Genomic DNA, 24,421 nt, shown 5'->3' with positions numbered 1-24,421 from the left:
AGGCTCCATGAATCTCCGTAACGTCGCCATCATCGCCCACGTCGACCACGGCAAGACCACGCTGGTCGATCAACTCCTGAAACAGGCCGGTTCGTTCCGCGAGAACCAGCAGGTCGCCGAACGCGCCATGGACTCCAACGATCTGGAGCGCGAGCGCGGCATCACCATTCTCGCCAAGTGCACCTCCGTTCTGTGGAACGACCTGCGCATCAACATCGTTGACACCCCGGGCCACGCCGATTTCGGCGGCGAGGTGGAACGCATCCTGTCGATGGTGGACGGCGTCGTCCTGCTCTGCGACGCGGCCGAAGGCCCGCTGCCCCAGACCAAGTTCGTGCTGGGCAAGGCGCTGAAGCTGGGTCTGCGCCCCATCGTCGTCATCAACAAGGTGGACCGCCCCGACGGCCGTCCGCACGAGGTGCATGACGAGGTGTTCGACCTGTTCGCCTCGCTCGACGCCTCGAACGAGCAGCTCGATTTCCCGACCCTGTTCGCCTCGGGCCGCAACGGCTGGGCGACCACCGATCTGGAAAACGGCGCGCGCGAAACGCTGACCCCGCTGTTCGAACTGATCCGCGACCACGTCCCCGCCCCCAAGGTGGACGAGGACGCGCCCTTCACCATGCTGGCGACCACGCTGGAAGCGAACCCCTATCTGGGCCGCATCCTGACCGGCCGCATCCAGACCGGCGTCGTCAAGGTCAACATGGCCGTCAAGTCGATGACCCGCGACGGCGAAGCGATCGAAAACGGCCGCATCAGCAAGGTTCTGGCCTTCCGTGGCCTGGAGCGCGTGCCGGTGGACGAGGCCCGGGCCGGTGACATCGTCGCGCTGGCCGGCATGACGCAGACCACCGTGTCGGACACCATCTGCTCGCCCGAGGTGAGCGAGCCGCTGGCCGCCCAGCCGATCGACCCGCCGACCCTGGCGATGACCTTCTCGGTCAACGACAGCCCGCTGGCCGGTCGCGAAGGCGACAAGGTGACGAGCCGCATGATCCGTGACCGTCTGTACCGCGAAGCCGAAGGCAACGTGGCGCTGCGCATCACCGACACCGAGGGCGGCGACGCGTTCGAGGTTGCCGGTCGCGGCGAATTGCAGCTGGGCATCCTGATCGAAACCATGCGCCGCGAGGGCTACGAGCTGGCCATCAGCCGCCCGCGCGTGCTGTTCAAGACCGACAGCCTGACCGGCCAGCGCCTGGAGCCGATCGAGGAAGTCGTCGTCGACGTGGACGAGGAGTTCTCCGGGACCGTCGTGCAGAAGATGGCCGAGCGCAAGGCCGATCTGGTCGAGATGCGCCCGTCGGGCGGCGGCAAGACACGCATCGTGTTCTACGCCCCCTCGCGCGGCCTGATCGGCTACCAGAGCGAGTTCCTGACCGACACGCGCGGCACCGGCATCATGAACCGCCTGTTCCACGGCTATGCCCCGTTCAAGGGGGCCATCGCCGCCCGGCGCACCGGCGTTCTGATCTCCAACAGCGACGGCGTGGCCGTGGCCTACGCGCTGTGGAACCTGGAAGACCGTGGCCCGATGCTGATCGATCCGGGCGTGCCGGTCTATCAGGGCATGATCATTGGCGAGCACACCCGTGGCAACGACCTGGAGGTCAACGTCATCAAGGGCAAGCAGCTCACCAACATCCGCACCACCAGCAAGGACGAAGCCGTCCGCCTGACGCCGCCGATCCAGATGACCCTGGAACGCGCGCTGTCCTACATCTCGGACGACGAGCTGGTCGAGGTGACGCCGAAGTCGGTCCGTCTGCGCAAGCGCTATCTGGACCCGAACGAGCGCAAGCGCCACGCCCGCGCCGCCGAGGCGGTCTGATCCTCACCCCGGCGGTGTGACATCGCCGGTTTGAGCGCCTGACAGGAACGCGCCCCCGTTCACCCCCTTGCCCGCCACGCGGTCAACGGGGTAGGACGGGGGCGCTTTTCATTTCTGCCCGTTCCGCACAGATTCCTGTTCTGCACAGCTTCCCGTTCCCCACATCATCAGGATCCCCGCCCATGGCGATGGCGACCGACGCGACCACCCCCGGTTCCCGGCTCCTCTCCCCGGCGCGTCTGCTGGGGCGCATCGGCCCGGTTGGCCTGATCGCCCTGGTCCTGGCGGTGCTGATCGCCGTGCCGATCCTGGCGGTGTTCGTCCAGTCGGTCAGCGTCACCGGCGACCTGTGGCAGCACATGGCGCACACGGTGCTGGGCGACTACATCACCAACACACTGATTTTGTTGCTGATCGTCGGCACCGTCACCGGCGTGACCGGGGTTGCCTGCGCCTGGACGGTGACGATGCACGAATTCGCCGGGCGGCGGACCCTGCAATGGCTTCTGCTGTTGCCGCTGGCGATGCCCGCCTATGTGCTGGCCTACACCTACACCGACTTCCTGCAATTCGCCGGGCCGCTGCAAAGCGGGCTGCGGGCGCTGACCGGCTGGCGGCGCGGCGATTACTGGTTTCCCGCCATCCACAGCCCGTGGGGGGCGGGGCTGGTGCTGTCGTCGGTGCTGTATCCCTACGTCTACATCCTGACCCGCGCGGCCTTCCTGGAACAGTCGGTCTGCGCGCTGGAGGCGAGCCGGACGCTGGGCTGCACCGCGCTGGGGGCCTTCCGCCGCGTGGCGCTGCCGCTGGCGCGCCCGGCGCTGGTGGCCGGGATCGGCTACGCCCTGATGGAAACCTTGGCCGACTTCGGCGCGGTGCGCTATTTCGGCATCGACACCTTCACCGTCGGCATCTACCGGACCTGGTTCGCGCTGGGCGACGCGGCGGTCGCCGCGCAGTTGGCCGCCGTCCTGCTGCTGTTCGTGCTGGCGCTGGTCGGGTTGGAACGGCTGTCGCGCGGCTCCATGCGCTTCCACCAGACCACCGGGCGGTATCGCGCCCTGCCCGCCCCCCGCCTGTCGGTGCGCGGCACGCTGATCGCCTGGACGGTGTGCCTGACGCCGATCTTTTTCGGCTTCCTGCTGCCCGGCGGCATCCTGCTCGCGATGGTGCTGCGTGGCGGTGACGAGTTGACGCTGGATCGCTTCGCCGAATTGGCCGTCAACACCGTGATCCTCGGCGGTTGCGGCGCGGTCCTGGTGGTTGGCGTCGCCCTGCTGGTGATCCATGGGGTGCGGCACGACCGCAGCCGCTTGGCGGCGCTGGCCGTGCGCCTCGCCTCGTTGGGCTACGCCACGCCGGGCACGGTGATCGCCGTCGGCATCCTGATCGCCATCGGGTTGCTGCGCAACTGGACCGGCTGGTCGGTCGGCAGCCTGCTGGGGGCCACCATTCTGGGCATTCTCTACGGCTACCTGATCCGCTTCTTTGTCGTCGCCTATGGCCCGCTGGAATCGGGTTTCGCCAAGATCGGCCCCAATCTGGAGGGGGCGGCCCGTTCGCTGGGCCACAGCCCGTGGCAGGTGATGCGGCGTGTCCATCTGCCGCTGCTGCGTCCCAGCCTGTTGAGCGCGGCCCTGCTGGTGTTCGTGGACATCGTCAAGGAGTTGCCCGCCACCATGATCCTGCGCCCGTTCAACTTCGACACCTTGGCCATCGAGGCGTTCCGCATGGCGTCCACCGAGCGGCTGGACGACGCCGCCCTGCCCGCCCTGACCATCGTGCTGGTCGGGCTGCTGCCGGTGATCCTGCTGAGCCGCAGCATCGCGGCGGCGCGGCCCGGCCATCGGGGATAGGCGCGGCATTTTTGCGATTAAGTCGCAACATCCTCGACAGAACGCCTTGCAATTGATATTTGCTCGCACCAGATGACCGACGCGAACGCCCATCTGGAGCTTGGAATGTCCCTGAACACGATCCTCCGCCTCACCGCCGCCGTTGGCGCGCTGACCCTGGCCACCCTGTCCTCGGCCCTGGCCCAGACGCAGGAAGTGAACGTCTACAACTCGCGCCACTACAACACCGACCGCGCGATCTACGACGCCTTCACCAAGGCCACCGGCATCAAGGTCAACATCATCGAGGGCAACCACGACGAGTTGATCCAGCGGATGAAGTCGGAAGGGGCCAGCAGCCCGGCCGATCTGTTCATCACCGTGGACGCCGGGCGTCTGGCCGCCGCCGCCAAGGAGGGCCTGCTCGCCCCCACCACCTCCCCGGCGCTGGAGGGTGTGAAGGTCCCGGCCACCCTGCGCGCGCCCGATGGCGCGTGGTGGGGCCTGTCGAGCCGCGCCCGCGTCATCGTCTACGCGCTCGACCGGGTGAAGCCGGGTCAGATCAAGATCTATGAGGATCTGGCCAAGCCGGAATGGAAGGGCAAGGTCCTGACCCGCAGCGGGACCCACCCCTACAGCCTCGCCCTGACCGCCTCGATGATCGCCGCGAACGGCGAGGAGAAGACCGAGGCCTGGGTCAAGGGTCTGGTCGCCAACCTCGCCCGCCCGCCGCAGGGCGGTGACACCGACCAGATCAAGGCGGTGGCCGTCGGCGAAGGCGATCTGGCGATCGCCAACACCTATTACGTTGGCAAGCTCATCACCTCTGCCAAGGCCGAAGACCGCGCCGTCGCCGCCAAGATCGGCGTGATCTTCCCCAACCAGGAGGATCGCGGGACCCACGTCAACCTCAGCGGGGCCGGGGTGGTGAAGACCGCGCCGCACGCCGAAAACGCCCGCAAGCTGCTGGAGCATCTCCTCAGCCCCGAAGCCCAGCGCATGTTCGCCGACGGCAACATGGAGTTCCCGGTGAACCCGGCGGTCGCTCCGCACGCCGAACTGACCAAGCTGGGCAGCTTCAAGCAGGCGTCGGTCAACGCCGCCTCTTTTGCCGACTACACCCCGCAAGCCCTGCGCATCATGGACCGCGCGGGCTGGAAGTGACATGGTGGCGGCCCCAATTGCCCCTCGCCACCGGTTGAGGGAAAGCTGGGGCCGCCCCGCCCGCCCTGTTTCCGACCACAGGACCGCCACCCGCCCATGACCGCGCCCACCCCGTCCGTCGTCCTCACCGACATCGTCCACCGCTATGGCGCGCACCGCGCGGTCAACGGTGTCTCGCTCGCTGTGGAGTCGCGGGAGATTCTGTGCGTCGTCGGCCCGTCGGGCTGCGGGAAATCGACCCTGCTCCGCCTCATCAGCGGGTTGGAAACGCTGCAGCAGGGCACAATCGCGGTTGGCGGGCGGGTTCTGGCCGCGCCCGGCCAGTCTCTGCCGCCGGAACGCCGCCCCGTCGGCATGATGTTCCAGGATTTCGCCCTGTTCCCGCACATGACCGTGTCGGGCAACATCGCCTTCGGCCAGACCGACCGCCCCCGCGCCGAACGGCAGAAGCGGGTGGCGGCGCTGCTGGAGTCGATGGCGCTGACCCGCTACGCCGACGCCTATCCCCACACGCTGTCGGGCGGGCAGCAGCAGCGGGTGGCGCTGGCCCGCGCCTTGGCCCGCGACCCGCAGGTGCTGCTGCTCGACGAACCCTTTTCCGCGCTGGACGAGCAATTGCGCCGCTCCGTCCGCGACGAGGTGGTGCGGCTGATCCGCGCCACCGGCATCGCCACCATCGTCGTCACCCACGACCCGGAAGAGGCGATGGAGATCGGCAGCCGCGTCGCCGTGATGGATGGCGGCCAACTGGTGCAGACCGACACGCCGCTCGCGCTCTACCGCAACCCGGCCAACAGCTTCGTCGCCCGCCTGTTCGGCGAGATCAACCGCTTTGACGCCACGGTGGAGAACGGCCAGATCGTCACCCCGCTGGGCCGTTTCGCCGCCCCCGATCACCGCAGCGGCGACCGCGTCGAAGTCGCCTGCCGGATCGAGGATCTGGCCCTGTCGCCGCTGAACAGCCACCCGGACGCGGTCCGGGTGCGGGTGCGTCATGCCAGCTTCCTGGGATCCTCCACCCGCATCTGTCTGGCTTTGCCGCACGGCAATGGCGCGGGTGCGAACGGCGTCGGTGGTAATGGCTCCGGCGATCACCCGCCCGGCGAGATCCACGCCCGCCTGCCCGGCCATGTCGATGTCCGGGCCGGGGACGAGTTGGCCGCACGGGTGGACGCCGGTCGGGTCATGCTGTTTCCGTCGGCGTGACCTCCGCCGCCAAGGCGGCTTTGATGCGGTCGGCCAGCGCCTGCCCCGCGCCCGGCGCGTAGGCTTCGGCGTGGCCCGATCCCCAGACCGGCCCCGGCCACGCCGCATCGCCGTGTGTGCGCCCCAGCACATGGACGTGCAGTTGCGACACGACGTTGCCGAGCGCCCCAATGTTCAGCTTGTCGGGCGCGAACAGCCGTTCGACCACGCGCGAGGCCGCCGCGATCTCCGTCATCAGCGTCGCCTGATCCGCCGCCGCCAGCCGATGGATCTCCACCGCGTCCGCCCGCCGGGGCACAAGGATGAGCCACGGCCACAGCCGGTTGTTCATCAGCAACACGCGGCACAGCGGCAGGTCGGTGACGGGGAACGTGTCGGCGGCGAGCCGTTCGTGCAATGAAAACATGGATTTGTCCCGTGTGACGCGACCGGCGACCCGGACGCGAATGGCTGCCCGCGCAAAGCCGACAGTGGCAGCGCGGCCATGAAGGATGTATAGAATATCGCACGATCTTGAGCGGATCGGCGAGCGGGGTGATGGCGGAACCGGCGACAACCGGAACCGGCCATGCACCCACGCGCCGTTTCCGGTGGGCCTTATTCCGTGTTGGGCGACGATCTTCGGTGGATGGGACGGCGCTTGGCCGTCGCGTCCGGGTGTAATCTGGTGCGGCGAGCGAGAACGACTCCCATGCGCAAGCAAGCGTTTGTGGTCCTTATTCTGGTGATCCTCGGCAATGTCGGGGCGTGGGCGTGGTGGAATCGCCCGGTCGCCGAACGCTCCTGGGCCGGGGCCATCGCGGGCGTGGGCTACACGCCCTTCCACCCCAACAAAAGCCCGTCCAAGGGCGACAAGGCCGTCGCCGAAGACATCGAAAAGGACATGATCGCGCTGGAAGGCGCCGTAAAGGCCGTCCGCACCTATTCGGCGACCGACGGATCGGAACTGGTCGCCCCCATCGCCAAGAAATACGGGCTGCCGGTGCTGGCCGGGGCCTGGATCGCCGGAAAGCCGGACATCGACGAGCCGGAAATGGCCGCGCTCATCAAGCTGGCGCGCGCCAACAGCAACGTGCGCCGCGTGCTGGTCGGGAACGAGGCGCTGTTGCGCGCCAACGTCACCGTTCCGCAGATGATCGACTACATCAAGCGGGTGAAGAAAAAGGTCAATGTCCCGGTGTCCACTGCCGAACCGTGGCACGTCTGGTTGAAGCATCCGGAGTTGGTGGACGCCGTCGATTTCATCGCCGTCCACCTTCTGCCCTATTGGGAAGGCGTGCCGGTCGACCAGTCGGTCGATTACGCCATGGTCCGCTACAACGAGCTGAAGACCAAATACCCCAACAAGCACATCCTGATCGGTGAAATCGGCTGGCCCGCCGATGGGCCGTGGCGGCGCGGGGCCGAGGCTTCGCAGGTCAATCAGGCCAAATTCATCCGCAATTTCCTGAACATCGCCGCCCAGAACAAACTCGACTACTTCATCATGGAAGCCTTCGATCAACCGTGGAAGCGGGAGATCGAGGGGACCGCCGGGACGAGCTGGGGCCTGTGGGACGCCTACCGCACGCCGAAATTCCCGATGATCGGCGGCGTCCAGGAAATCCGCAACTGGCCCTACAAATGCGCCACCGCCGTCGCCCTGGGCTTCCTGCCGCTGGTGTTCTTCCTGTGGCGGCGCGGCGACCATCTGAAGATCGGCGGCCAGCTTTTCTACGGCGGCCTGATCCAGGCCGTGGCCTCGGTTCTGGTCTTCACCGTCAGCGCGGCGGCGGCGGCGGGTCTGGCGATCACCACCGAAATAGCCTGGGGCGTGCTGATCCTGTTCCAGTTCATGCTGTTCGCGGTCATGCTGATCGACGGCATGGAACTGACCGATGTCGTCTGGCAGAAGAAGTTCAAGCGGAAGTTCATCCCCTGTTCCGCCGCACCGTTGCCCAACGCGCCCAAGGTGTCGATCCATGTGCCGTGCTACAATGAGCCGCCGCACATGGTCATGCAGACGCTCGACGCGCTGGCCCGGTTGGATTACCCGAATTTTGAAGTGCTGCTGCTCGACAACAACACCAAGGATCCGGCGGTCTGGCGTCCGGTGGAGGAGTATTGCAAGCAGCTTGGCCCGAAATTCCGCTTCTTCCACCTGGACAATTGGCCGGGCTTCAAGGCTGGCGCGCTGAATTTCGGTCTGGCGCAGACCGCCCCCGACGCCGAACACATCGCGGTGATCGACAGCGATTATCAGGTCCATCCCGATTGGCTGAAGGCGACGATTCCGCACTTCAGCCGACCCGAGGTCGGTTTCGTCCAGTCGCCGCAGGATTACCGCGAATGGAACCAGGATCTGTTCCAGCGCATGATCAACTGGGAATACGCCGGGTTCTTCCACATCGGCATGATCCAGCGCAACGAACAGAACGCCATCATCCAGCACGGCACGATGACCATCATCCGCAAAACCGCGCTGGAAGGCGTGGGCCGGTGGGGCGAATGGTGCATCACCGAGGACGCCGATCTGGGCCTGCGCCTGTTCGAGCATGGCTATGAAGCCGTCTACATGCCGGAAAGCTATGGCAAGGGTCTGGTCCCGGACAGCTTCTCCGCCTACAAGACGCAGCGTTTCCGCTGGGCCTATGGGGCCGTGCAGATCCTGAAGCACCATTGGCGGCAGTTGATGCCGGGGGCCAAGGAACTGACCGCCGGGCAGAAATACCATTTCATCACCGGCTGGCTGCCCTGGTTCGCCGACGCCGCCCACATGGTGTTCGGCATCGCCGGGGCGCTGTGGTCGGTCGGCCTGCTGGCCTTCCCGAAATATTTCGAATTCCCGCCCAACGCCTTCATGATCCCCACCCTGAGCGTCTTCGCCTTCAAGGTCGGGGCCTCGCTCTGGCTCTATGAGGCGCGGGTGAAGTGCGGCTTCTGGGACAAGGTCGGGGCGGCGGTGGCCGGCATGGCGCTGACCCACACGGTCGGGCGCGCGATGTGGCTGGGCATGTTCACCTCGGGCCGACCCTTCGTCCGCACCCCGAAATGCGAGGATCAACCGGCGCTGATGCAGGCCTTCCTGATGGCGCGGGAGGAGCTGGTGCTGCTGGTGTCGCTGTGGAGCGCGGCGGCCGCCATCGTTGTGGTGTTCGGCCATGAAAACCGCGACGCCTTCATGTGGTCGGGCCTGCTGCTGGTGCAGTCCCTGCCCTATCTGGCGGCCTTCATCACCTCACTCATCAACGTCTTCCCGAACCTGACCCTGGGCAAGAACCGCCCGGAACCGGTGAAGGACGCCGTTGGCAGCGGGGCCGCTGACTGACCTTGTGCCACTGATCCGGTCCGGCCCAAAAGGCTTGGTGGTTATATCGAACGGCGGCGGGTGCCCTTGCGCATCCGCCGCCGGTTCTATGACCGAAACGCCATTGACGGACCGTCGAACTCTGCCAAACTTTTTCCTGTGGGGAGTCTCCCCGGCGGAGGCGCGCGATGTCCGGCAGCAACGTGGGTCCGCCCGAATTTTCGGTGCGCTCAGCGGCGGGAATCGAGCGCAGCGGGACCGCCACCGATCAAAGCTACAAACGCAACCCTCGGCAGGATCGGCGTGATCGCAACCCGCCGAACCCGAGGCGACGCCGTGTGTATGATTTGCTGTTCGACGAAATCGACCAGTTCGACTCGTTGGACGAGGCCCAGCGCACCCGGCTGAAAGCCAATCTGCGCCAGCATCTGACCACCCACGCGCCACCACCCGCCGCCCAACCGCCCCCGCCCGTCCCGGACGAGGAGGCGTTGGCCGACGCGCTGCTGAAAAACCCGGAAGCTCCGCCGCCGCTCGATCCCGAACGGATCGTCGCAGCCGCCACGGCCCTGCCACCCTCCGGCGTCAGCCCGGAACAGGTGGCGGAGAGCGCCATTCTGGCGATTCAATTGCGGGCCTGTCTGGCCCGCCACACCGACCGCGCGCGCAAGGTCGCGGTCTATCTCCATTTGCTGCTGACCATCGACGGCGCGTTGCGCCCGCACACCATCATGGATGTGTGACCGCAACGCCACCGCCAACCCTGACAACCACCGGCCAGCGCCAATCAGCCCCACTCAGCGCCGGAACAAGAACTCCCGGCCCACCTTCACCCGCTTCTCGCCGTCATATTCGATGATGTCGGCGGTGGCGTAGGTTTCGGTCCAGCGTTCCGGCAGATAGCTGCCGGTCCCGACCACATCGACCGGCGCGTTGGCCTCCGCCATCAGGCGGCATTTGGCCGGGCCGAACCCGCTGCTGGCGACGATCTTGACCGCCGGGAATCCGGCGTCGTCCAACCGCTCGCGCACATAATGGATCGCCGCCGCCGACACGCCGGTGCCGATCAGGTAGCGCAACTGGGTTTCATCGCGATAGCCGCGAATCGAATGGGGCGCGTGGCGCTCCAACACCGCGTAGGACCCCGGCGGATCCAACCCCTCGACAAAGCGCCCGCCCGGCGTGTCGAGCCGCAGCGCCAACTTGCCCTGCGCCGCGAGGTCCGGGAAGCGGCGGCACACCTCCAACCCGTCGGTGATCTCCCGGCCGAAATAATCGACCAGCACGGTCAGCGGCAGGTCGGGGAAGGTGTCGTGGAACATCTCCGCCGCGCGCACGGTCGATCCGGCGTAGCCGATCAGGGCGTGCGGCATGGTTCCCATGCCCTTGGCCTGCCCGAAGAAATGGGCGGTGGCGTCGGTGGCGTTGCCGACGAAGCCCTTGGCCCCGACCTTGCGCTTGGCCCGGTCGGACCCGACCGACGCGGCGTAGGCCATCACCTCGGCCATGTCGGTGCCCGCGCAATGGCGGGCGTCCATCGCCAGGAACGCCACCTTGGGCAGATCGGCGCACATGGTGAAGGCGTTGTAGGCGGCGACACAGGCCGGACCCAGCTTTTGCAGCAGGATCGTTTCGGTGTCGACCAGATGATAGAACGACCCGGTGATGTAGAGGATCGGCTCGCCCGCCCCCACCCATTTGCCTTCGGGGAAGTTCAACTGGATGTCGAGGTCGAATCCGCGTTCCCGGGCGACCGCCTGCAACCATTCCACCGCCAGACGCGGGGCGCAGACCACAGGACGGCGCATGAAGATGGCGTAGGTGACTTTCTTGTCACCGAACTTGCCGACCGTCTCCTTGGTGCGCCGGAAATAGGTGTCGGTCCAATCGCCAATCGCCGCCGCTGCGGGGTGGACGGCCAGAGGCCGCTTGCTGTTCTCGCTCATCGCCTGTGCCTTCGTCTTCCGCCCTGCTGGCTGATCGGGCGGTCAGCATTATACGGCCCGACCGCCGGGGGGAAGAGGCTTCCCATCGGTCCGCCCCGCTCCCGATGCCAGGGTTGCACGGGCGTCACATCGCCACAATCGCCTTTTGATCGAATTCCATACAAATATCACCGATCTTTTCGAGAAATACAAATCCACCCGCAGTCAAAACTGTCGGTCAAAACAGTATAAAATACCGATATTTGACGACCCTCTGCCGACCCCGTAAGGTCAAATCAGAAACAACCAAGATCAACGGGACGATCAGGCGATGATGACAGGATCAACACCATGGTGATGGCGTCGGCGGCCCATCAACCCCCGGCGAATCCATCGCTGGAGGGCGAGCCTGCCGGTCGCCGCATCCTGCCGATCCTGTTTCTGTTGATCGTGGCCTTGACCGCCGCCGGGGCCGGTGGCGCGCTGATGCTGAAACCCGCCACCGCCGCCCACAGCGGCGCGGTTCCCGCCAAAACCGTCGCGGGTCCGCACCCCTCCTACGCCACCATGCCCGCCATGAGCTTCACCCTGCGCGACGGTGAACGGCTGCGCGAGCTGAAGCTGCGCGTCGTGCTGGAGTTGGATCCCTCGGTTCCGTTGGAGAAGGTCAAACCCTATCTGCCCCACATCGCCGACGCCATGAGCGTGCGGATGCTGGACGTCGATCCCAACGAATTGCGCGGCCAGGACGGCCCGCACTACATCAAGGATGTTCTGGGATTCGCCGCCAACAAGGCGATGCGCCCGTTGAAAATCCGCCAGGTTCTGGTTCAGGACATGCTCTTGCGCTGACCCGGCCCTGCGCCCACGCGCTCTTTTCCTCGCCCTGCCCCGCCCCATATCCTGCGTCTGGCCCTCTCGACAGGGGTGGCGGAATGCGGAACACTCCGCCCCGGTCGCGCCCGCCGACGGCGGTCAACACCGGGTGTCAGCACCGGGTGTGAGCGGGCCAGAGACAGCGCAGCGGAAGGAGACGGCCTTGGCCGAGTTCGATTTTGACCTGTTCACCATCGGCGCCGGATCGGGCGGCGTCGCCGCCAGCCGCCGCGCCGCCTCCTATGGGGCCAAGGTGGCGATTTGCGAGGGCAGCCGCGTCGGCGGCACCTGCGTCATTCGCGGCTGCGTGCCGAAAAAGCTGCTGGTCTACGCCGCCCAGTACCGCGACGGTTTCGAAGACGCGCGCGGCTATGGCTGGGACGCGCAAACGCCCGCCTTCGACTGGCCCAGCCTGATCGCCCGCAAGAACATGGAGATCGACCGGCTGAACGGCATCTACATCACGATGCTGAAAAACTCAGGCGTCACCCTGTTCGAATCCTTCGGCCGCATCGTCGATCCGCACACGGTGGAGGTGGACGGCCGCCGCTACACCGCCCGCCGCATCCTGATCGCGACCGGCGGCTGGCCGACCAAGCCGAACATCGAGGGGATCGAGCACGCCGTCACCTCGAACGAGGCGCTCGACCTGCCCACCCTGCCCGCGTCGGTGCTGATCCTGGGCGGCGGCTACATCGCCGTGGAGTTCGCCGGGATCTTCCGGGGCCTGGGGGCCGACGTCAGCCTGATGATTCGCGGCGAGCATCTGCTCAACGGCTTCGACGACGACATCCGCATCGCCCTGGAAGGGGAGATGACCAAGCGCGGCATCCGTGTTCTGTCCGGCACACGGCCGACGAAGATCGAAAAGACCGCCGACGGCTTCCGCGTCACCGACCATCACGGCCAGACTCACGATGTCGGGCTGGTCATGGCCGCCACCGGCCGCCACCCCAACACCAACGGGTTGGGGCTGGAGAGCATCGGCGTGACGCTGGACAAGGCCGGGGCCATTCCGGTCGATGAATGGTCGCGCACCAGCGTGGAGAGCGTCTACGCCATCGGCGACGTGACCAACCGCATGGCGCTGACCCCCATCGCCATCGCCGAAGGGCGGGCGCTGGCCGAAACGCTGTTCAACGACACCCCGACCCGCATCGGTTACGACAATGTGCCAACGGCGGTCTTCTCCATCCCGCCGATCGGCACCGTCGGCTTGAGCGAGGCGCAGGCCCGCGCCGCGCACGCCAAGGTGGACATTTACAAGGCTGGCTTCCGCCCGATGAAACACACCCTGTCCGGGCGCGACGAGCGGGTGCTGATGAAGCTGGTCGTCGATGGCGAGACCCAACGCGTGCTGGGCTGCCACATGATGGGCATGGACGCGCCGGAGATGATGCAGGCGCTGGGCATCGCCCTGAATTGTGGGGCGACCAAGCGCGATTTCGACCGCACCATCGCCCTGCACCCGTCCACCGCCGAGGAATTCGTGCTGATGCGCGAAAAGGTTCCCGACCCGGCCTGATCCGACGGCGGTCGGCGACGCGCCCGATGGAACGCGCCGCCCGACCGGTCGTCAGCCGATCACGTCAGAACCCATCAATTTGGCGGGCTGGCCACCGCCCACGAAAAATCGGTGCGGGTGGACGCGTTGGTGAAATAGGACTTGTTGGCGAAGAGGTTGATCGGGGCCTTGTAATTGGCCGGATAGGTCGGCCCGGTGCCCACACCGGCCAGCGCGTGGCAACTGACACAGTTCGACGTGATGCCCGCCGGAATGCCCGACGAGGTTTCCAAATACGGGTTGAAGCACAACGCCATCGTGCTGCTGTTGACCGGGACGGTCTGGCTGTAGCTGGTGCACATGGCGTAATTGTTGAACGGGGCTGGCAGGCTGGATGGCGCGTCCGCCTTGGACCCCGGGAATTTGTTGGGCGTGTCCGGGCCGGGCTGCCAATAGAAGGTCTGCCAGGTCCAGAAGGGGATTTCCTTCGTGTTCACATGCATGGCCAGCAGCACGGCGAAATCACCCGCTGACGCCTTTGGTCCCTGCGCGGCCTGCATCGCCGCCGCTTCCCCCGCCGACATCTGGAAATTGTAGAGCACCGTGAGCGGGGCGTAATAGCCGATGGTGCAGGCCAGACCGGCTTGCTTGGCCTGGGCGTTCAGGGCGGTCACTTGGGCGCTGGTCAGCTTGCTTTGCGCCACCGGCACGATCCCACCGCTGCCCGCCGGGTCCACCGCCACGCAGGTTTTCCAGGTGTCCGGTGTCGGGTTGGTGGCGTTGGTCGCCTGCTTTGGCCCTTGCCACAGCGGCATCGGGGTCATGCCCTTTTGGGCGACGACACCGAACACCGGCTTCAGTTCCGCCGCGTCCACCGGGAAATCATTGATCGACCGGTTGGTGGTGGGAACGGAGCTGGGCCAAGCGCCGTTCAGCGCGGTCAACCCGGCCGTGGTGTTGATGCTGTAGGTGCCGCTCAACCCGGCGATGGTCTGGGGGGCCGCGATGAAGCTGGCGGCCGACGGGCTGAATTTGTTGAAGGACACCACCTGCGTGTCGGCCGCCGCGTTCTTGACGGCCTTTCCGGTCAGTGCCGCCAGATGCCCGAACTGGTGCGGCTTGACGAAGTGACGGGCCGGAGCCTTCGCCGTCTTTTTGTCCGCGTTCAGCACCGACGCGTTGGAGGTGGTGGCAAAGGCCTCCTCCGTGCCCAGCCAGGTTTCCCACACCGGCAGTGCCGCCCCGTTGTAGGTCTGGCCCGACGGCGCGTTCAGCCCGGACCAAATGGTCCAGCCATGCGCGCGGATCTGGTCCTGCTGGTTGTTGGCGACCCAGCCCTGGATGGTGGTGGCCTGGGTCCCTATGCCATAGCTGGCCGGAATGTCGACCGGCGCGATCTGGGCCTGCGCCGTCGATGCGGCACCAACACCCATCAGTCCCGCCACCGCCATGGTCTGCGCCATGGCAAACGCCCGTGACGTCATCGTTGTCCCCTTCCTGTGTTTTGCACCGGTCGGGTGATGACCACGCGCTCCCGCTCCCACAGGAACGCCACGGACCGGCGTTCCCATTTAACGCAATAAGAGCAATTCCAGAAATAGATATGTCGTTACAGTGGTGTTTCTATTCTGTTTAAAGCCTGAAACTCGTAAAACGCGCAAACACACCCGCGCATGACGCGCATCCTTCACCCATCAATCGGCGTGCGCCACGAGGGCGGCGGGCCGCTTGTCCATGGCGATCAGGCGGGTCAGCAACAGCAGCGCGGGGACCGCCCCCACCATCGACAGCAGGAAGAAGCTGACCCAATCCATCCGGTCGGCCAACCAACCGGAGCTGGCCCCGAACAGATCGCCCCCCAGCTTGTAGAAGCTCGACAACAGCGCGTATTGCGTCGCGGTGTAGGCGACGTTGCACAGGCTGGACAGATAGGCGACGAACGCCGCCGTGGCGATGCCGCCGCACACATTCTCCACCGCCACCGTCACCGCCAATGCCGACACGTCGTGACCGGCCCAGGCGAGCATCACATAGCTGATGTTGGACGCCATTTGCAGAACGCCGCCGATCATCAGACCGCGCAGCACCCCGACCCGGCCAACCAGCAGCCCGCCCAGCAAACCGCCGATGATCGTCGCCCACAGGCCGAACAGCTTGGTGACGGCGGCGATTTCCGCCTTGCTGAAGCCGAGATCGACGTAGAAGGGGGCCGACATCACGCCCGCCAGCACCTCCCCCAGCTTGTAGGTGGCGATGAAGGCCAGCATCACCACCCAGCCGCGCCGACTCATGAATTGGGCAAAGGGGGCCACCACCGCGCCATACAGCCAGGCCAGCAAGCGGGCCATCCGGCCCGACAGGTGCGGGCGCGCCGCCAGCCAGGCCGCCACCTGCCGTTCGCGCTCCAGCGATTCCGGCGTGACCGCGACGTTCGGCTCCCGGTTGACCAGGATCGTCACCATGCCGACCAGCACCAGCGCGGCCATCGCCTCATAGGCCACGCGCCAGCCGTGAAATTCAGCGATGAACAGCGCCCCCGCCCCTGCCGCCAGCATGCCGAAGCGATAGCCCAGCACCAGAACGGCGGCCCCGGCGGCCTGCCGATTCTCGTCCAGAACCTCCACCCGATAGGCGTCCACGACAATGTCCTGGCTGGCCGAGCAAAAGGCCACCGCCACGGCGAACAAGGCCGTCCACCAGAGCTGTGTCCCCGGATCGGTGCCCGACAGCCCGAGCAAGGCGACGATCAACCCGGCCTGCGTGACCAGCGCCCAGCCGCGCCGCCGCCCGAACAGGCGGGTGAGGACGGGCAGGCGCAGCCGGTCGATCAACGGTGCCCACAGGAATTTCAGCGCGTAGGGCATGGTGACGAGCGCGAACAGACCGATTCCGGTCTTGCTGACCCCCTCCTCCCGCAGCCAGACATTCAGGGTCGATCCGGTCAGCGCCAGCGGCAAGCCTTCGGAAAAGCCCAGAAACAGGATCGCCAACACCCGGCGGTCGCCATAGACCGACAACAGATTCATCCAGTAGGACGGCCATGCGGAGGGCTTCACCGGCGGGTTCCTTGGCAACGGGTCAGAGCGCCCCTGTTGTACACGCGCGCTCCCAACCGACGCCACGGTGCATTTGCCCCCATTCCTTTGCTGTCGGCGATCTTGTCGAGCGTTGCCAATGTTTCCCCTGAAACTGTGGAAAAGTTACCGCGAATCGGGCTATAGGGTTGACCCCTTGGGCTGATCACCGGCCTAATGGCCGAATTGCAGCAGTCACCACCCGTCAAGGAAGAGCAGGCGCGTCATGGTCGAGCGTTGGACACCCGCCAGTTGGAGGTCGAAACCGGCAAAGCAGATGCCGACCTATCCCGACCTGACCAAGGTCGAAGCGGTCGAACAGCGTCTGGCCAGCTATCCCCCGCTGGTCTTCGCCGGGGAAGCCCGCAAGCTGAAAAGCAAGCTGGCCGACGCCGCCGTCGGCAAGGCGTTCCTGTTGCAGGGCGGCGATTGCGCCGAAAGCTTCGCCGAATTCCACCCCAACAACATCCGCGACACCTTCCGCGTGCTGTTGCAGATGGCGGTCGTGCTGACCTTTGGCGCGGCCATTCCGGTCGTCAAGGTCGGGCGCATGGCCGGGCAGTTCGCCAAGCCGCGTTCGGCGGACATGGAGGACATCGACGGCGTGTCGCTGCCCTCCTACCGGGGCGACATCATCAACGGGTTCGATTTCAACGCCGACTCCCGCGTGCCCGATCCCGAACGGATGATGCAGGCCTACACGCAGGCGGCGGCCACGCTCAACCTGCTGCGCGCCTTCGCCCAGGGCGGTTACGCCGACCTGCACAAGGTGCATCAGTGGACCTTGGGCTTCGTCGAACGCTCCCCGGCGGGCGCGCATTTCCAAGAGCTGGCCAGCCGCCTGGATGAAACGCTGGCCTTCATGGAAGCCTGCGGCATCACGGCGGAGACCACGCCGCAGATTCGCGAAACCGATTTCTTCACCAGCCACGAAGCGCTGCTGCTGCCGTTCGAACAGGCCCTGACCCGCGTCGACAGCACGACGGGCGACTGGTACGACGTGTCGGCGCACATGCTGTGGATCGGCGACCGCACCCGCCAGCCCGACGGCGCGCATGTGGAGTTCCTGCGCGGGGTGAAGAACCCCATCGGTCTGAAGTGCGGCCCGACCACCGACCCGGACGAGTTGATCCGCCTGATCGACATCCTGAACCCGCAGAACGAGGCGGGCCGCCTGACCCTGATCGTCCGCATGGGGTCGGACAAGGTGGCGGAGAAGTTCCCGCCGCTGCTGCGCAAGGTGACGAGCGAAGGCCGCGCGGTGGTCTGGTCCTGCGACCCGATGCACGGCAACACCATCAAATCCACCACGGGCTACAAGACCCGCCCGGTGGAGCGGGTGCTGGCCGAGGCGCGTGGCTTCTTCGAGGTGCACAAGGCCGAAGGCACCCACGCCGGTGGCGTGCATTTCGAACTGACCGGCCAGGACGTGACCGAATGCACCGGTGGGGCGCAGGCGATCACCGATCACAAGCTGGCGCAGCGCTACCACACCGCGTGCGACCCGCGCCTGAACGCCAGCCAGTCGTTGGAACTGGCCTTCCTGCTGGCCGACGAGCTGAAGCGTGGCCGCAGTGAACGCGACGCCCAGCGCCGCGCCGCCGCCGCTGCGGAATGACCGCAGACTGAACGAAAAAGGGCCGGAGCGCACCGCTCCGGCCCTTTTTTGTGTCTTCACCCGCTGCAAAACGCGAGAAAGCCGATCACGATCCCCCGATCAATGCACGACGAAGCGGTCGAGCAGGATCTCACGCACACGCACGTTGCGCATTTCGCGGTCCAGAACGCTGGCGATGGTGCTCTTCATCAGCTTGGCCCCATCGGCCCCCGCCAATTGCTGCGGATCAATCTGGCGCATCTTGTCCGAAAGCTGATCGGTGATGCGCGGCACATAGGGTTCGGCCACCTTGCCGTCCACCGTCGGTTCCACCTCCAGCAGCACCTTCACATCGACCATGCGGGCGTCGCCGCCGCCCAGCGTGAAGGTCATTTGCGGCAGGGCGGCGTAATTCTTCTTCGGCCCCAGTTTGTCCGATGCGGCTGAGGTTGAGTTTTTGTTGGCGATCACGGCACCGGTCGCGCCCAGAACGGCCAAGGCCACAAGCAAGCCAGCGAGGATGATCGGCATCAGAGACACCGTTTCCCCGTCCGCGTTCCGTCGAACCAACCGCACAGCCTGCACTCCGAAGATTGGGATCCAAAACGATCCCGAGAGTGATATTTTAGGCAATGCGGGGGCGACGGTCAAATCATGGCTTGTGACAATTGACAATGACCTGCGCCGACACGCCCCATCGGCCCGTTCAAGCCGGAAGCACCGGCACGTTGTCGATCAGGCGGGCCTTGCCCAGCCATGCCGCCGCCAGCAATCGGGCCGGACGCTCCACCCGGGTGATCGGGGCCAGCGTGTCGGCGTCGCGCAGTTCCACATAGTCAATCGTGCCGAACCCGGCCTCCGCAATCCGCGCGCGCGCGGCGGTCAACACGTCCTCAAGCAACGCCCCGGCGGACAGCGCGGCGGCGGCGGCGATCAGGGCGCGGTTCAGTTCGGGCGCACGGGCGCGCTCGTCAACGCTGAGATAGGCGTTGCGGGAGGACAGGGCCAGACCATCGGCCTCACGGACGGTGGGCAGCCCCTCCACCCGCACCGGAATGTCCAGATCGCGGGTGAAGCGGCGGATGACCATCAGTTGCTGATAGTCCTTCTCGCCAAACACCGCCACATCGGGCAGCGCCTGCAAAAACAGCTTGGTGACGACCAGGGCGACCCCGCCAAACATCTGCGGGCGGAAGGTTCCGCACAGCCCTTCGGATGGCCCACCGACCGAAATGGCGGTGGCAAAGCCCTCCGGGTACATGCCGCGCACGCTGGGGGCGTAGAGCGCCGCGCAGCCCGCCGAGGCCAGCTTGGCCGCGTCCCCGGCCTCGTCGCGCGGGTAGCGGTCGAAATCCTCGTGCGGGGCGAATTGGGTCGGGTTGACGAAGACGCTGGCGATGACGTGATCGGCCAGTTCGCGACCGCGCCGGACCAGGGCGAGATGGCCGTCGTGCAGCGCGCCCATGGTCGGGACCAGCGCCACCGTCTGCCCCGCCGCCCGCCACGCGGCCACTTGCGCCCGCAGATCGGCCACGTTGCGCAGGACCGGCAGCGGCAGCGCGCCGTCAACCGGTTGAGCGTGCGTGGAGGGGGTGGTGTCCGTCGTCGGGGCAACCGTTGGCGTCGTCATGGCGTCATCCCTCACGCGCGTCAAAACTGGCGCTGGATAAACCGCCGGATCGCTCCTGTCCAGCGCCACGTTTGTGCAGCGCAAGATCCGTGACACCCGCGATCATCCATCCGCCCCGTGGGATGGGGGACCCCACCCCCAGGGCACGGCGGCACCTCACCGCATCAGCGTGACACCGATCAGGTAGGACAGGTTGGCCCATGCGCCCAGCGTCGCCAGCAGGACCAGAAACGACGGAGCGAGGACCACCGAACCGACGATGATCGCCAACGCCACAACCAGAGCGCCAAGAGCCATCAGGGAAACGCGCGCATCTTCCATGAAACACAATCCTGATCGATGGGAAGGAGAAGCCGACCCTAGAGGATTGCGGTGCAGCACCGGACTGATCTGCGTCAATTTCCCACCGGATTTCTTGAACCCAGTGCCGATTCATCACCGTGAACGGATCGGCAATTCGCTCCCAATCGGCTTTTGATCTGGCATCCGCCGCCCAATCATTGCCAACGGCGCGGTTTTACCACAGAAATTTTATGGTTTTCGCCAAAGAAAAAAGGCTTCGGAATGTCTTCCGAAGCCTTTTTAATGGTGGGCGTGACAGGGATTGAACCTGTGACCCTTCGCGTGTGAAGCGAATGCTCTCCCGCTGAGCTACACGCCCGATCCCAGAATTCTCTGTTGTCGGTCCAGGCTTCCCCCTGGCGGGAGCGTCGTCCGCCGGTTTTCGTCGGCGACCGTCGCTGCGGTGGGCGGGTTTTTAGGGCCTTCACCGATGGGTGTCAAGCAGGAGATTCACTCTGTGCGAAAAGTTTTTTGGCCCACCCCGCAGCACCGCCCGCGCCACATCACCCCGGTCCGGGCACGCCCATGGTGGTGGATCGCCGTTTGGCTCCTGCTGGCGGTGAATGGACTGGCGGCGGAGGACGCCACAGCGGCGGCCCCGCTGACGGCGCGCTACCGCGTGCATGTCGGGGGGATCGCCGTGCTCGACGCCACCGTCCGGCTTGATCTGACCGATCGCGCCTACCGCATTGATGTCACCGCCGAGAATGGCGGCTTCCTTGCCAAAATCCTGCCGTGGAAAACCGATTCCCACAGCGAAGGGGTGCGGGAGTCCGGCGGACTGCGCCCGCTCCGCCACCGTCAAAGCAGCGTCTTCCGGGAAAAACCGCGCAGCGTCGCCTTGGACTACGCCGCCGATGGGGCACTGACCGCCACCGTCCTGCCCCCGCCACAGGAGGATGACCGCGCGCCGGTCCCGCCGGATTTGCAACGGGGCGCCCTCGATCCCCTCAGCGCCGGGTTGCTGGCCCTGCTGGCGGTCGGCGACGGCAACGCCTGCGCCCGCACCGTTCCGGTGTTCGACGGGCGACGCCGCTACGATCTGCGCTTTGATCCGGGCGGGATGCGCCCACTGGCGGCGTCACGCTATTCGATTTTTTCCGGCGTGGCACAGGAATGCCGACTCTCGGTGATTCCCATCGCCGGACAGGCGAAATCATCCTCGGCGCTCACCGCGTTCTGGCGGCGGGACGATGACCCATCCCCTCGTCCTGCCGGTCCCCCAACCGATCTGTGGCTGGCCCCGCTGCTGCCCGGCGCGCCGCCCTTGCCGGTGCGGATGGAAAGCGACAGCGCCTTCGGGGCCGTCGTCATCCATTTGATCGGCTTGACGCGTGAGGGCGACCCGCCGCGCGCTATCCCGTGACCGTTCCGGTGTCGATCACCCAACTGGCCACGGTCATGCCGTGACGACCCACCATCTCCATCACGGCGTCCATCGACGGCCACAGCATCCGCCCGTCGATTTCCAGCATGGCCCCGCCCAGCAACACCGCGTAGCCACCCAGCTTGCCCATCCGCACCACCCGTGCCATCCGTGTCGTCATGGTCAGCACTCCCGAATCCGACGGGCGGAGCATGGCTGCCACCGCCGCATCAGAATATTATCGTATGCTGATGGACAGATCACCGGAGCGAAGGGATAGCCTTATACGACAAAGGGATAATGCGACAACCCGCCACACAACGGATGCGCGCACCCACCGCACGCGATGAGGGGCACCACAGGAACAGCCACCCGAATCGCGCGATCAACCCCGCGCCAAACACTCCAACGCGCCCGGCAGATCGGCGAAATGATCCAGAATGATGTCGGCCCCAAGGTCGGCGACCGGCATGCGGGGGTAGCCGTAGCTCATCGCCACCACCGGCACCCCGACGGCGCGCGCCGCCTTCACGTCGTTGCCGTTGTCGCCGATCATCGCCGCCCGCGCCGACGCCAGACCGTCGGCCCCCAGCCGCTCCAGCACCCAGGCCAGATGCCGCCCGTCCGGCTTCTTCACCGGCAGGGTGTCACCCCCGGCCACCGCCGCGAACAGCGGGGCCAGCCCCAGCGCGTCCAGCAGCTTGCGGCTGATCCGCTCCGGCTTGTTGGTGCACAGCCCCAACCGCACGCCCCGGTCGGCCAGCGCCGCCAGGGTTTCGGGGACGCCGGGATAAAGGACGGACGCCTCTTCATCCTCGAAATAGCTGTCCAGGTAATGGCGCAGCACCGGCTGCACCGTCGCGTCGTCCAGCCCGGCCCCGGTGGCGGCGAAGGCCTGGCGCACCAGCGTGGCGGACCCATCGCCGATCATCGTCCGCACCTGCGCCTCGGTCAGCGCCGGACGGTCGAAATGGGCCAGCGTGCGATTGAGCACGCGCGTCATGTCCGGAGCGCTGTCGATCAAGGTTCCATCGAGATCGAACACGAGAGCGGCAAAGGGAAACGGCATCGCAAACCCCCCGGTGGGATGAAGGAAACAGATGGGATGAAGGACACGGGTCAGGCCCAACCCCGTCCTATCACAGCTTTTCCACGCCCAACCATGCGCAGTCCGCACGGGTCCATCCCGCCATTCCCCTGCCTTCGCCTCCAAAACCAGCCGGTCCACAAACCGCAACCCCGAAAACCACAGTCTATGACAGGCTGTCATAAAAGTTGACTTGGGCCGACCGCCCGGCCTGTGGCACATGAAGGCCACGGGCGGATTTCGCACCGCGCCACCACCCGCCCTCTTGTCACACACGGCACCACAGGAATCTCCCCATGGCCCATCGTCCGCTCGCTTGCGTGATCCTTGCCGCTGGCAAGGGCACCCGCATGAAGTCCGATCTGCCAAAGGTTTTGCACCGCGTGGCCGGACGGCCCATGGTCGGGCATGTGCTGGCCGCCGTGAAGGCGCTGGATCCCGACCATGTCGTCGTCGTCGTCGGGCCGGGGATGGACAGCGTGGCCGCCGCCGTCGCCCCCTACCCCACCGCCGTGCAGCAGGAGCAGCGCGGGACCGCCGACGCCGTGCGCGCCGCCTTCGGCCTGTTGGAAGGCTTCACCGGCGACGTGGTGGTGCTGTACGGCGACACGCCACTGGTCACGCCCGACACGCTGCGCGCCATGGTCGCCGCCCGTCGGCAGGCCAACGACCCGGCGGTGGTGGTTCTGGGCATGCGCCCCGACGATCCCGGTGCCTATGGCCGCCTGATCCTGAACGCGCGCGGGGGCCTGGAAAAGATCGTCGAGCATCTCGACGCCAGCGCGGAAGAACGCGCGGTGACGCTGTGCAACGCCGGTCTGATGGCCTTTGACGGCGCCCGGATGTTCGATCTGATCGGGCGCGTCGGCAACAGCAACGCCAAGAACGAGTTTTATCTGACCGACGTGGTGCAGATCGCGCGGGTGTCCGGCATGGCCTGCGCCGTGGTGGAGGCCGCCCCCGCCGAGGTGGTCGGTGTCAACTCCCGCGCCGAACTCTCGGAGGTCGAGCGGCTGATGCAGCGCCGCCTTCGCAAGGCGGCGATGGACAACGGGGCGACCCTGTGCGACCCCGACAGCACCCTGTTCAGCCACGACACCCGGCTGGGCCGCGATGTGGTGGTGGGCGCGCATGTCGTGTTCGGGCCGGGCGTGGTCGTGGAGGATGGGGTGGAGATCAAACCCTTCTGCCATCTGGAACAGACCCGTGTCGAACGCGGCGCGGTGATCGGCCCCTTCGCCCGCCTGCGCCCCGGCGCGGCCATCGGCCCCGACGCCCACATCGGCAATTTCGTGGAGATCAAGAACGCGACGGTCGAGGCCGGGGCCAAGGTCAACCACCTGAGCTACATCGGCGACGCCCGCGTCGGGTCAAAGGCCAACATCGGGGCGGGAACGATCACCTGCAACTATGACGGCTTTGGCAAATACCACACCGACATCGGGGCCGGGGCCTTCATCGGGTCCAACAGCGCCCTGGTCGCCCCGGTGGCGATCGGCGACGGGGCCATCGTCGGCGCGGGCAGCGTCGTGACGGCGGCCGTGGAGGGCGACGCCCTGGCCGTCTCCCGCGCTACCCAAAAATCCTACGCGGGCTGGGCCAAGCGCTTCCGCGAGCGCAAGCGGGCGGAAAAGGCGGCAAAGGCGTAACCGCCCGTCCATTTCCGCGCCCCCAAGCCCCAACGACCTTCGCTTT

General features: G+C 66.4%; 20 protein-coding genes and 1 tRNA gene. 11 read left to right on the top strand and 10 right to left on the bottom strand.

Going from position 1 to position 24,421, the window contains the following annotated elements:
* The first annotated feature begins 7 nt into the window (after positions 1 to 7).
* The 4 genes from typA (at position 8) to EJ903_RS11030 (ending at position 6,039) form a co-directional block, all read left to right on the top strand.
* Positions 8 to 1,834 carry a translational GTPase TypA gene (gene typA, locus EJ903_RS11045; RefSeq protein ID WP_126615081.1) on the top strand — a complete coding sequence of 609 codons (1,827 nt, stop codon included), beginning with the start codon at positions 8 to 10 and terminating at the stop codon, positions 1,832 to 1,834.
* 182 nt (positions 1,835 to 2,016) lie between these two features.
* Complete coding sequence (locus tag EJ903_RS11040; protein ID WP_126615079.1) at positions 2,017 to 3,690, top strand: ABC transporter permease; 1,674 nt, start codon at positions 2,017 to 2,019, stop codon at positions 3,688 to 3,690.
* A 105-nt stretch (positions 3,691 to 3,795) separates the two neighbouring features.
* Positions 3,796 to 4,833, top strand: coding sequence for a Fe(3+) ABC transporter substrate-binding protein (locus EJ903_RS11035; RefSeq protein ID WP_126615077.1), 1,038 nt, complete (start codon positions 3,796 to 3,798; stop codon positions 4,831 to 4,833).
* 96 nt (positions 4,834 to 4,929) lie between these two features.
* Complete coding sequence (locus EJ903_RS11030) at positions 4,930 to 6,039, top strand: ABC transporter ATP-binding protein (protein WP_126615076.1); 1,110 nt, start codon at positions 4,930 to 4,932, stop codon at positions 6,037 to 6,039.
* On the opposite strand, the gene EJ903_RS11025 is transcribed toward EJ903_RS11030, so the two are convergent.
* The gene (locus EJ903_RS11025) at positions 6,017 to 6,445 is read right to left on the bottom strand and encodes an HIT domain-containing protein (RefSeq protein WP_126615074.1); all 429 of its coding nucleotides are present in this window, start codon (positions 6,443 to 6,445) and stop codon (positions 6,017 to 6,019) included. The genes EJ903_RS11030 and EJ903_RS11025 overlap by 23 nt on opposite strands.
* A gap of 285 nt (positions 6,446 to 6,730) precedes the next feature.
* Here EJ903_RS11025 and EJ903_RS11020 point away from each other — a divergent pair, with 285 nt between their 5' ends.
* Positions 6,731 to 9,346: a glycosyltransferase gene (locus EJ903_RS11020; RefSeq protein ID WP_126615072.1), complete on the top strand. Its 2,616-nt coding sequence runs from the start codon at positions 6,731 to 6,733 to the stop codon at positions 9,344 to 9,346.
* A gap of 167 nt (positions 9,347 to 9,513) precedes the next feature.
* The gene (locus EJ903_RS11015) at positions 9,514 to 10,068 is read left to right on the top strand and encodes a hypothetical protein (RefSeq protein WP_126615070.1); all 555 of its coding nucleotides are present in this window, start codon (positions 9,514 to 9,516) and stop codon (positions 10,066 to 10,068) included.
* 54 nt (positions 10,069 to 10,122) lie between these two features.
* Here the strand turns inward: EJ903_RS11015 and EJ903_RS11010 are convergent, their stop codons facing one another.
* Positions 10,123 to 11,271: a nicotinate phosphoribosyltransferase gene (locus tag EJ903_RS11010; RefSeq protein WP_126615068.1), complete on the bottom strand. Its 1,149-nt coding sequence runs from the start codon at positions 11,269 to 11,271 to the stop codon at positions 10,123 to 10,125.
* Between the two features lie 330 nt (positions 11,272 to 11,601).
* Between EJ903_RS11010 and EJ903_RS11005 the strand changes: the two genes are divergently transcribed.
* Both EJ903_RS11005 and gor read left to right on the top strand, forming a co-directional pair.
* The gene (locus EJ903_RS11005; RefSeq protein ID WP_126615066.1) at positions 11,602 to 12,102 is read left to right on the top strand and encodes a flagellar basal body-associated FliL family protein; all 501 of its coding nucleotides are present in this window, start codon (positions 11,602 to 11,604) and stop codon (positions 12,100 to 12,102) included.
* 187 nt (positions 12,103 to 12,289) lie between these two features.
* Positions 12,290 to 13,651, top strand: a complete 1,362-nt coding sequence (gor, locus tag EJ903_RS11000; RefSeq protein ID WP_126615064.1) for a glutathione-disulfide reductase — start codon at positions 12,290 to 12,292, stop codon at positions 13,649 to 13,651.
* 74 nt (positions 13,652 to 13,725) lie between these two features.
* Here the strand turns inward: gor and EJ903_RS10995 are convergent, their stop codons facing one another.
* Together EJ903_RS10995 and EJ903_RS10990 are read right to left on the bottom strand one after the other, a co-directional pair.
* The gene (locus tag EJ903_RS10995; RefSeq protein ID WP_126615062.1) at positions 13,726 to 15,114 is read right to left on the bottom strand and encodes a hypothetical protein; all 1,389 of its coding nucleotides are present in this window, start codon (positions 15,112 to 15,114) and stop codon (positions 13,726 to 13,728) included.
* Positions 15,115 to 15,324: 210 nt separating this feature from the next.
* A complete protein-coding gene (locus EJ903_RS10990) occupies positions 15,325 to 16,686 on the bottom strand; it encodes an AmpG family muropeptide MFS transporter (protein ID WP_417281860.1) in 1,362 nt (453 codons plus the stop codon).
* A gap of 244 nt (positions 16,687 to 16,930) precedes the next feature.
* Between EJ903_RS10990 and EJ903_RS10985 the strand changes: the two genes are divergently transcribed.
* Positions 16,931 to 18,322, top strand: coding sequence for a class II 3-deoxy-7-phosphoheptulonate synthase (locus tag EJ903_RS10985; protein WP_126615060.1), 1,392 nt, complete (start codon positions 16,931 to 16,933; stop codon positions 18,320 to 18,322).
* Between the two features lie 99 nt (positions 18,323 to 18,421).
* On the opposite strand, the gene EJ903_RS10980 is transcribed toward EJ903_RS10985, so the two are convergent.
* The 4 genes from EJ903_RS10980 to EJ903_RS10965 form a co-directional block, all read right to left on the bottom strand.
* Entirely contained in the window at positions 18,422 to 18,832 is a 411-nt protein-coding gene (locus EJ903_RS10980; RefSeq protein WP_126615058.1) for a flagellar basal body-associated FliL family protein, read from the bottom strand.
* Between the two features lie 175 nt (positions 18,833 to 19,007).
* Entirely contained in the window at positions 19,008 to 19,931 is a 924-nt protein-coding gene (panC, locus tag EJ903_RS10975; protein ID WP_126615056.1) for a pantoate--beta-alanine ligase, read from the bottom strand.
* A gap of 156 nt (positions 19,932 to 20,087) precedes the next feature.
* A complete protein-coding gene (locus EJ903_RS10970; RefSeq protein WP_126615054.1) occupies positions 20,088 to 20,252 on the bottom strand; it encodes a sugar tyrosine-protein kinase in 165 nt (54 codons plus the stop codon).
* 265 nt (positions 20,253 to 20,517) lie between these two features.
* Positions 20,518 to 20,592 (bottom strand) — tRNA-Val (locus EJ903_RS10965).
* Positions 20,593 to 20,730: 138 nt separating this feature from the next.
* Between EJ903_RS10965 and EJ903_RS10960 the strand changes: the two genes are divergently transcribed.
* On the top strand, positions 20,731 to 21,639 hold the full coding sequence (locus tag EJ903_RS10960; RefSeq protein ID WP_246015451.1) for a DUF3108 domain-containing protein: 909 nt from the start codon (positions 20,731 to 20,733) through the stop codon (positions 21,637 to 21,639).
* Here the strand turns inward: EJ903_RS10960 and EJ903_RS10955 are convergent.
* Together EJ903_RS10955 and gph are read right to left on the bottom strand one after the other, a co-directional pair.
* Positions 21,629 to 21,820, bottom strand: a complete 192-nt coding sequence (locus tag EJ903_RS10955) for a hypothetical protein (RefSeq protein ID WP_126615050.1) — start codon at positions 21,818 to 21,820, stop codon at positions 21,629 to 21,631. The genes EJ903_RS10960 and EJ903_RS10955 overlap by 11 nt on opposite strands.
* Before the next feature lie 204 nt (positions 21,821 to 22,024).
* Positions 22,025 to 22,708, bottom strand: a complete 684-nt coding sequence (gph, locus tag EJ903_RS10950; RefSeq protein ID WP_126615048.1) for a phosphoglycolate phosphatase — start codon at positions 22,706 to 22,708, stop codon at positions 22,025 to 22,027.
* Between the two features lie 314 nt (positions 22,709 to 23,022).
* Here gph and glmU point away from each other — a divergent pair, with 314 nt between their 5' ends.
* Positions 23,023 to 24,375, top strand: coding sequence for a bifunctional UDP-N-acetylglucosamine diphosphorylase/glucosamine-1-phosphate N-acetyltransferase GlmU (glmU, locus tag EJ903_RS10945; RefSeq protein WP_126615046.1), 1,353 nt, complete (start codon positions 23,023 to 23,025; stop codon positions 24,373 to 24,375).
* The last annotated feature ends 46 nt before the right edge of the window (positions 24,376 to 24,421 follow it).

The organism is Azospirillum griseum (assembly GCF_003966125.1).
GTDB lineage: Bacteria > Pseudomonadota > Alphaproteobacteria > Azospirillales > Azospirillaceae > Azospirillum > Azospirillum griseum.
Note: the sequence above shows the minus strand (reverse complement) of the source record. Positions and strands in the feature narration are given on the sequence as shown.

Coding starts and splice junctions, on each gene's coding strand:
- EJ903_RS11005 (WP_126615066.1), top strand. CDS start 11,602: ATGGTGATGGCGTCGGCGGCCCATCAACCCCCGGCGAATCCATCGCTG.
- EJ903_RS11030 (WP_126615076.1), top strand. CDS start 4,930: ATGACCGCGCCCACCCCGTCCGTCGTCCTCACCGACATCGTCCACCGC.
- EJ903_RS11025 (WP_126615074.1), bottom strand. CDS start 6,445: ATGTTTTCATTGCACGAACGGCTCGCCGCCGACACGTTCCCCGTCACC.
- EJ903_RS11010 (WP_126615068.1), bottom strand. CDS start 11,271: ATGAGCGAGAACAGCAAGCGGCCTCTGGCCGTCCACCCCGCAGCGGCG.
- EJ903_RS10985 (WP_126615060.1), top strand. CDS start 16,931: ATGGTCGAGCGTTGGACACCCGCCAGTTGGAGGTCGAAACCGGCAAAG.
- gph (WP_126615048.1), bottom strand. CDS start 22,708: ATGCCGTTTCCCTTTGCCGCTCTCGTGTTCGATCTCGATGGAACCTTG.
- typA (WP_126615081.1), top strand. CDS start 8: ATGAATCTCCGTAACGTCGCCATCATCGCCCACGTCGACCACGGCAAG.
- glmU (WP_126615046.1), top strand. CDS start 23,023: ATGGCCCATCGTCCGCTCGCTTGCGTGATCCTTGCCGCTGGCAAGGGC.
- EJ903_RS10980 (WP_126615058.1), bottom strand. CDS start 18,832: ATGCCGATCATCCTCGCTGGCTTGCTTGTGGCCTTGGCCGTTCTGGGC.
- EJ903_RS10955 (WP_126615050.1), bottom strand. CDS start 21,820: ATGACGACACGGATGGCACGGGTGGTGCGGATGGGCAAGCTGGGTGGC.
- EJ903_RS11020 (WP_126615072.1), top strand. CDS start 6,731: ATGCGCAAGCAAGCGTTTGTGGTCCTTATTCTGGTGATCCTCGGCAAT.
- EJ903_RS11015 (WP_126615070.1), top strand. CDS start 9,514: ATGTCCGGCAGCAACGTGGGTCCGCCCGAATTTTCGGTGCGCTCAGCG.
- EJ903_RS11035 (WP_126615077.1), top strand. CDS start 3,796: ATGTCCCTGAACACGATCCTCCGCCTCACCGCCGCCGTTGGCGCGCTG.
- panC (WP_126615056.1), bottom strand. CDS start 19,931: ATGACGACGCCAACGGTTGCCCCGACGACGGACACCACCCCCTCCACG.
- EJ903_RS10995 (WP_126615062.1), bottom strand. CDS start 15,114: ATGACGTCACGGGCGTTTGCCATGGCGCAGACCATGGCGGTGGCGGGA.
- EJ903_RS11040 (WP_126615079.1), top strand. CDS start 2,017: ATGGCGATGGCGACCGACGCGACCACCCCCGGTTCCCGGCTCCTCTCC.
- EJ903_RS10970 (WP_126615054.1), bottom strand. CDS start 20,252: ATGGAAGATGCGCGCGTTTCCCTGATGGCTCTTGGCGCTCTGGTTGTG.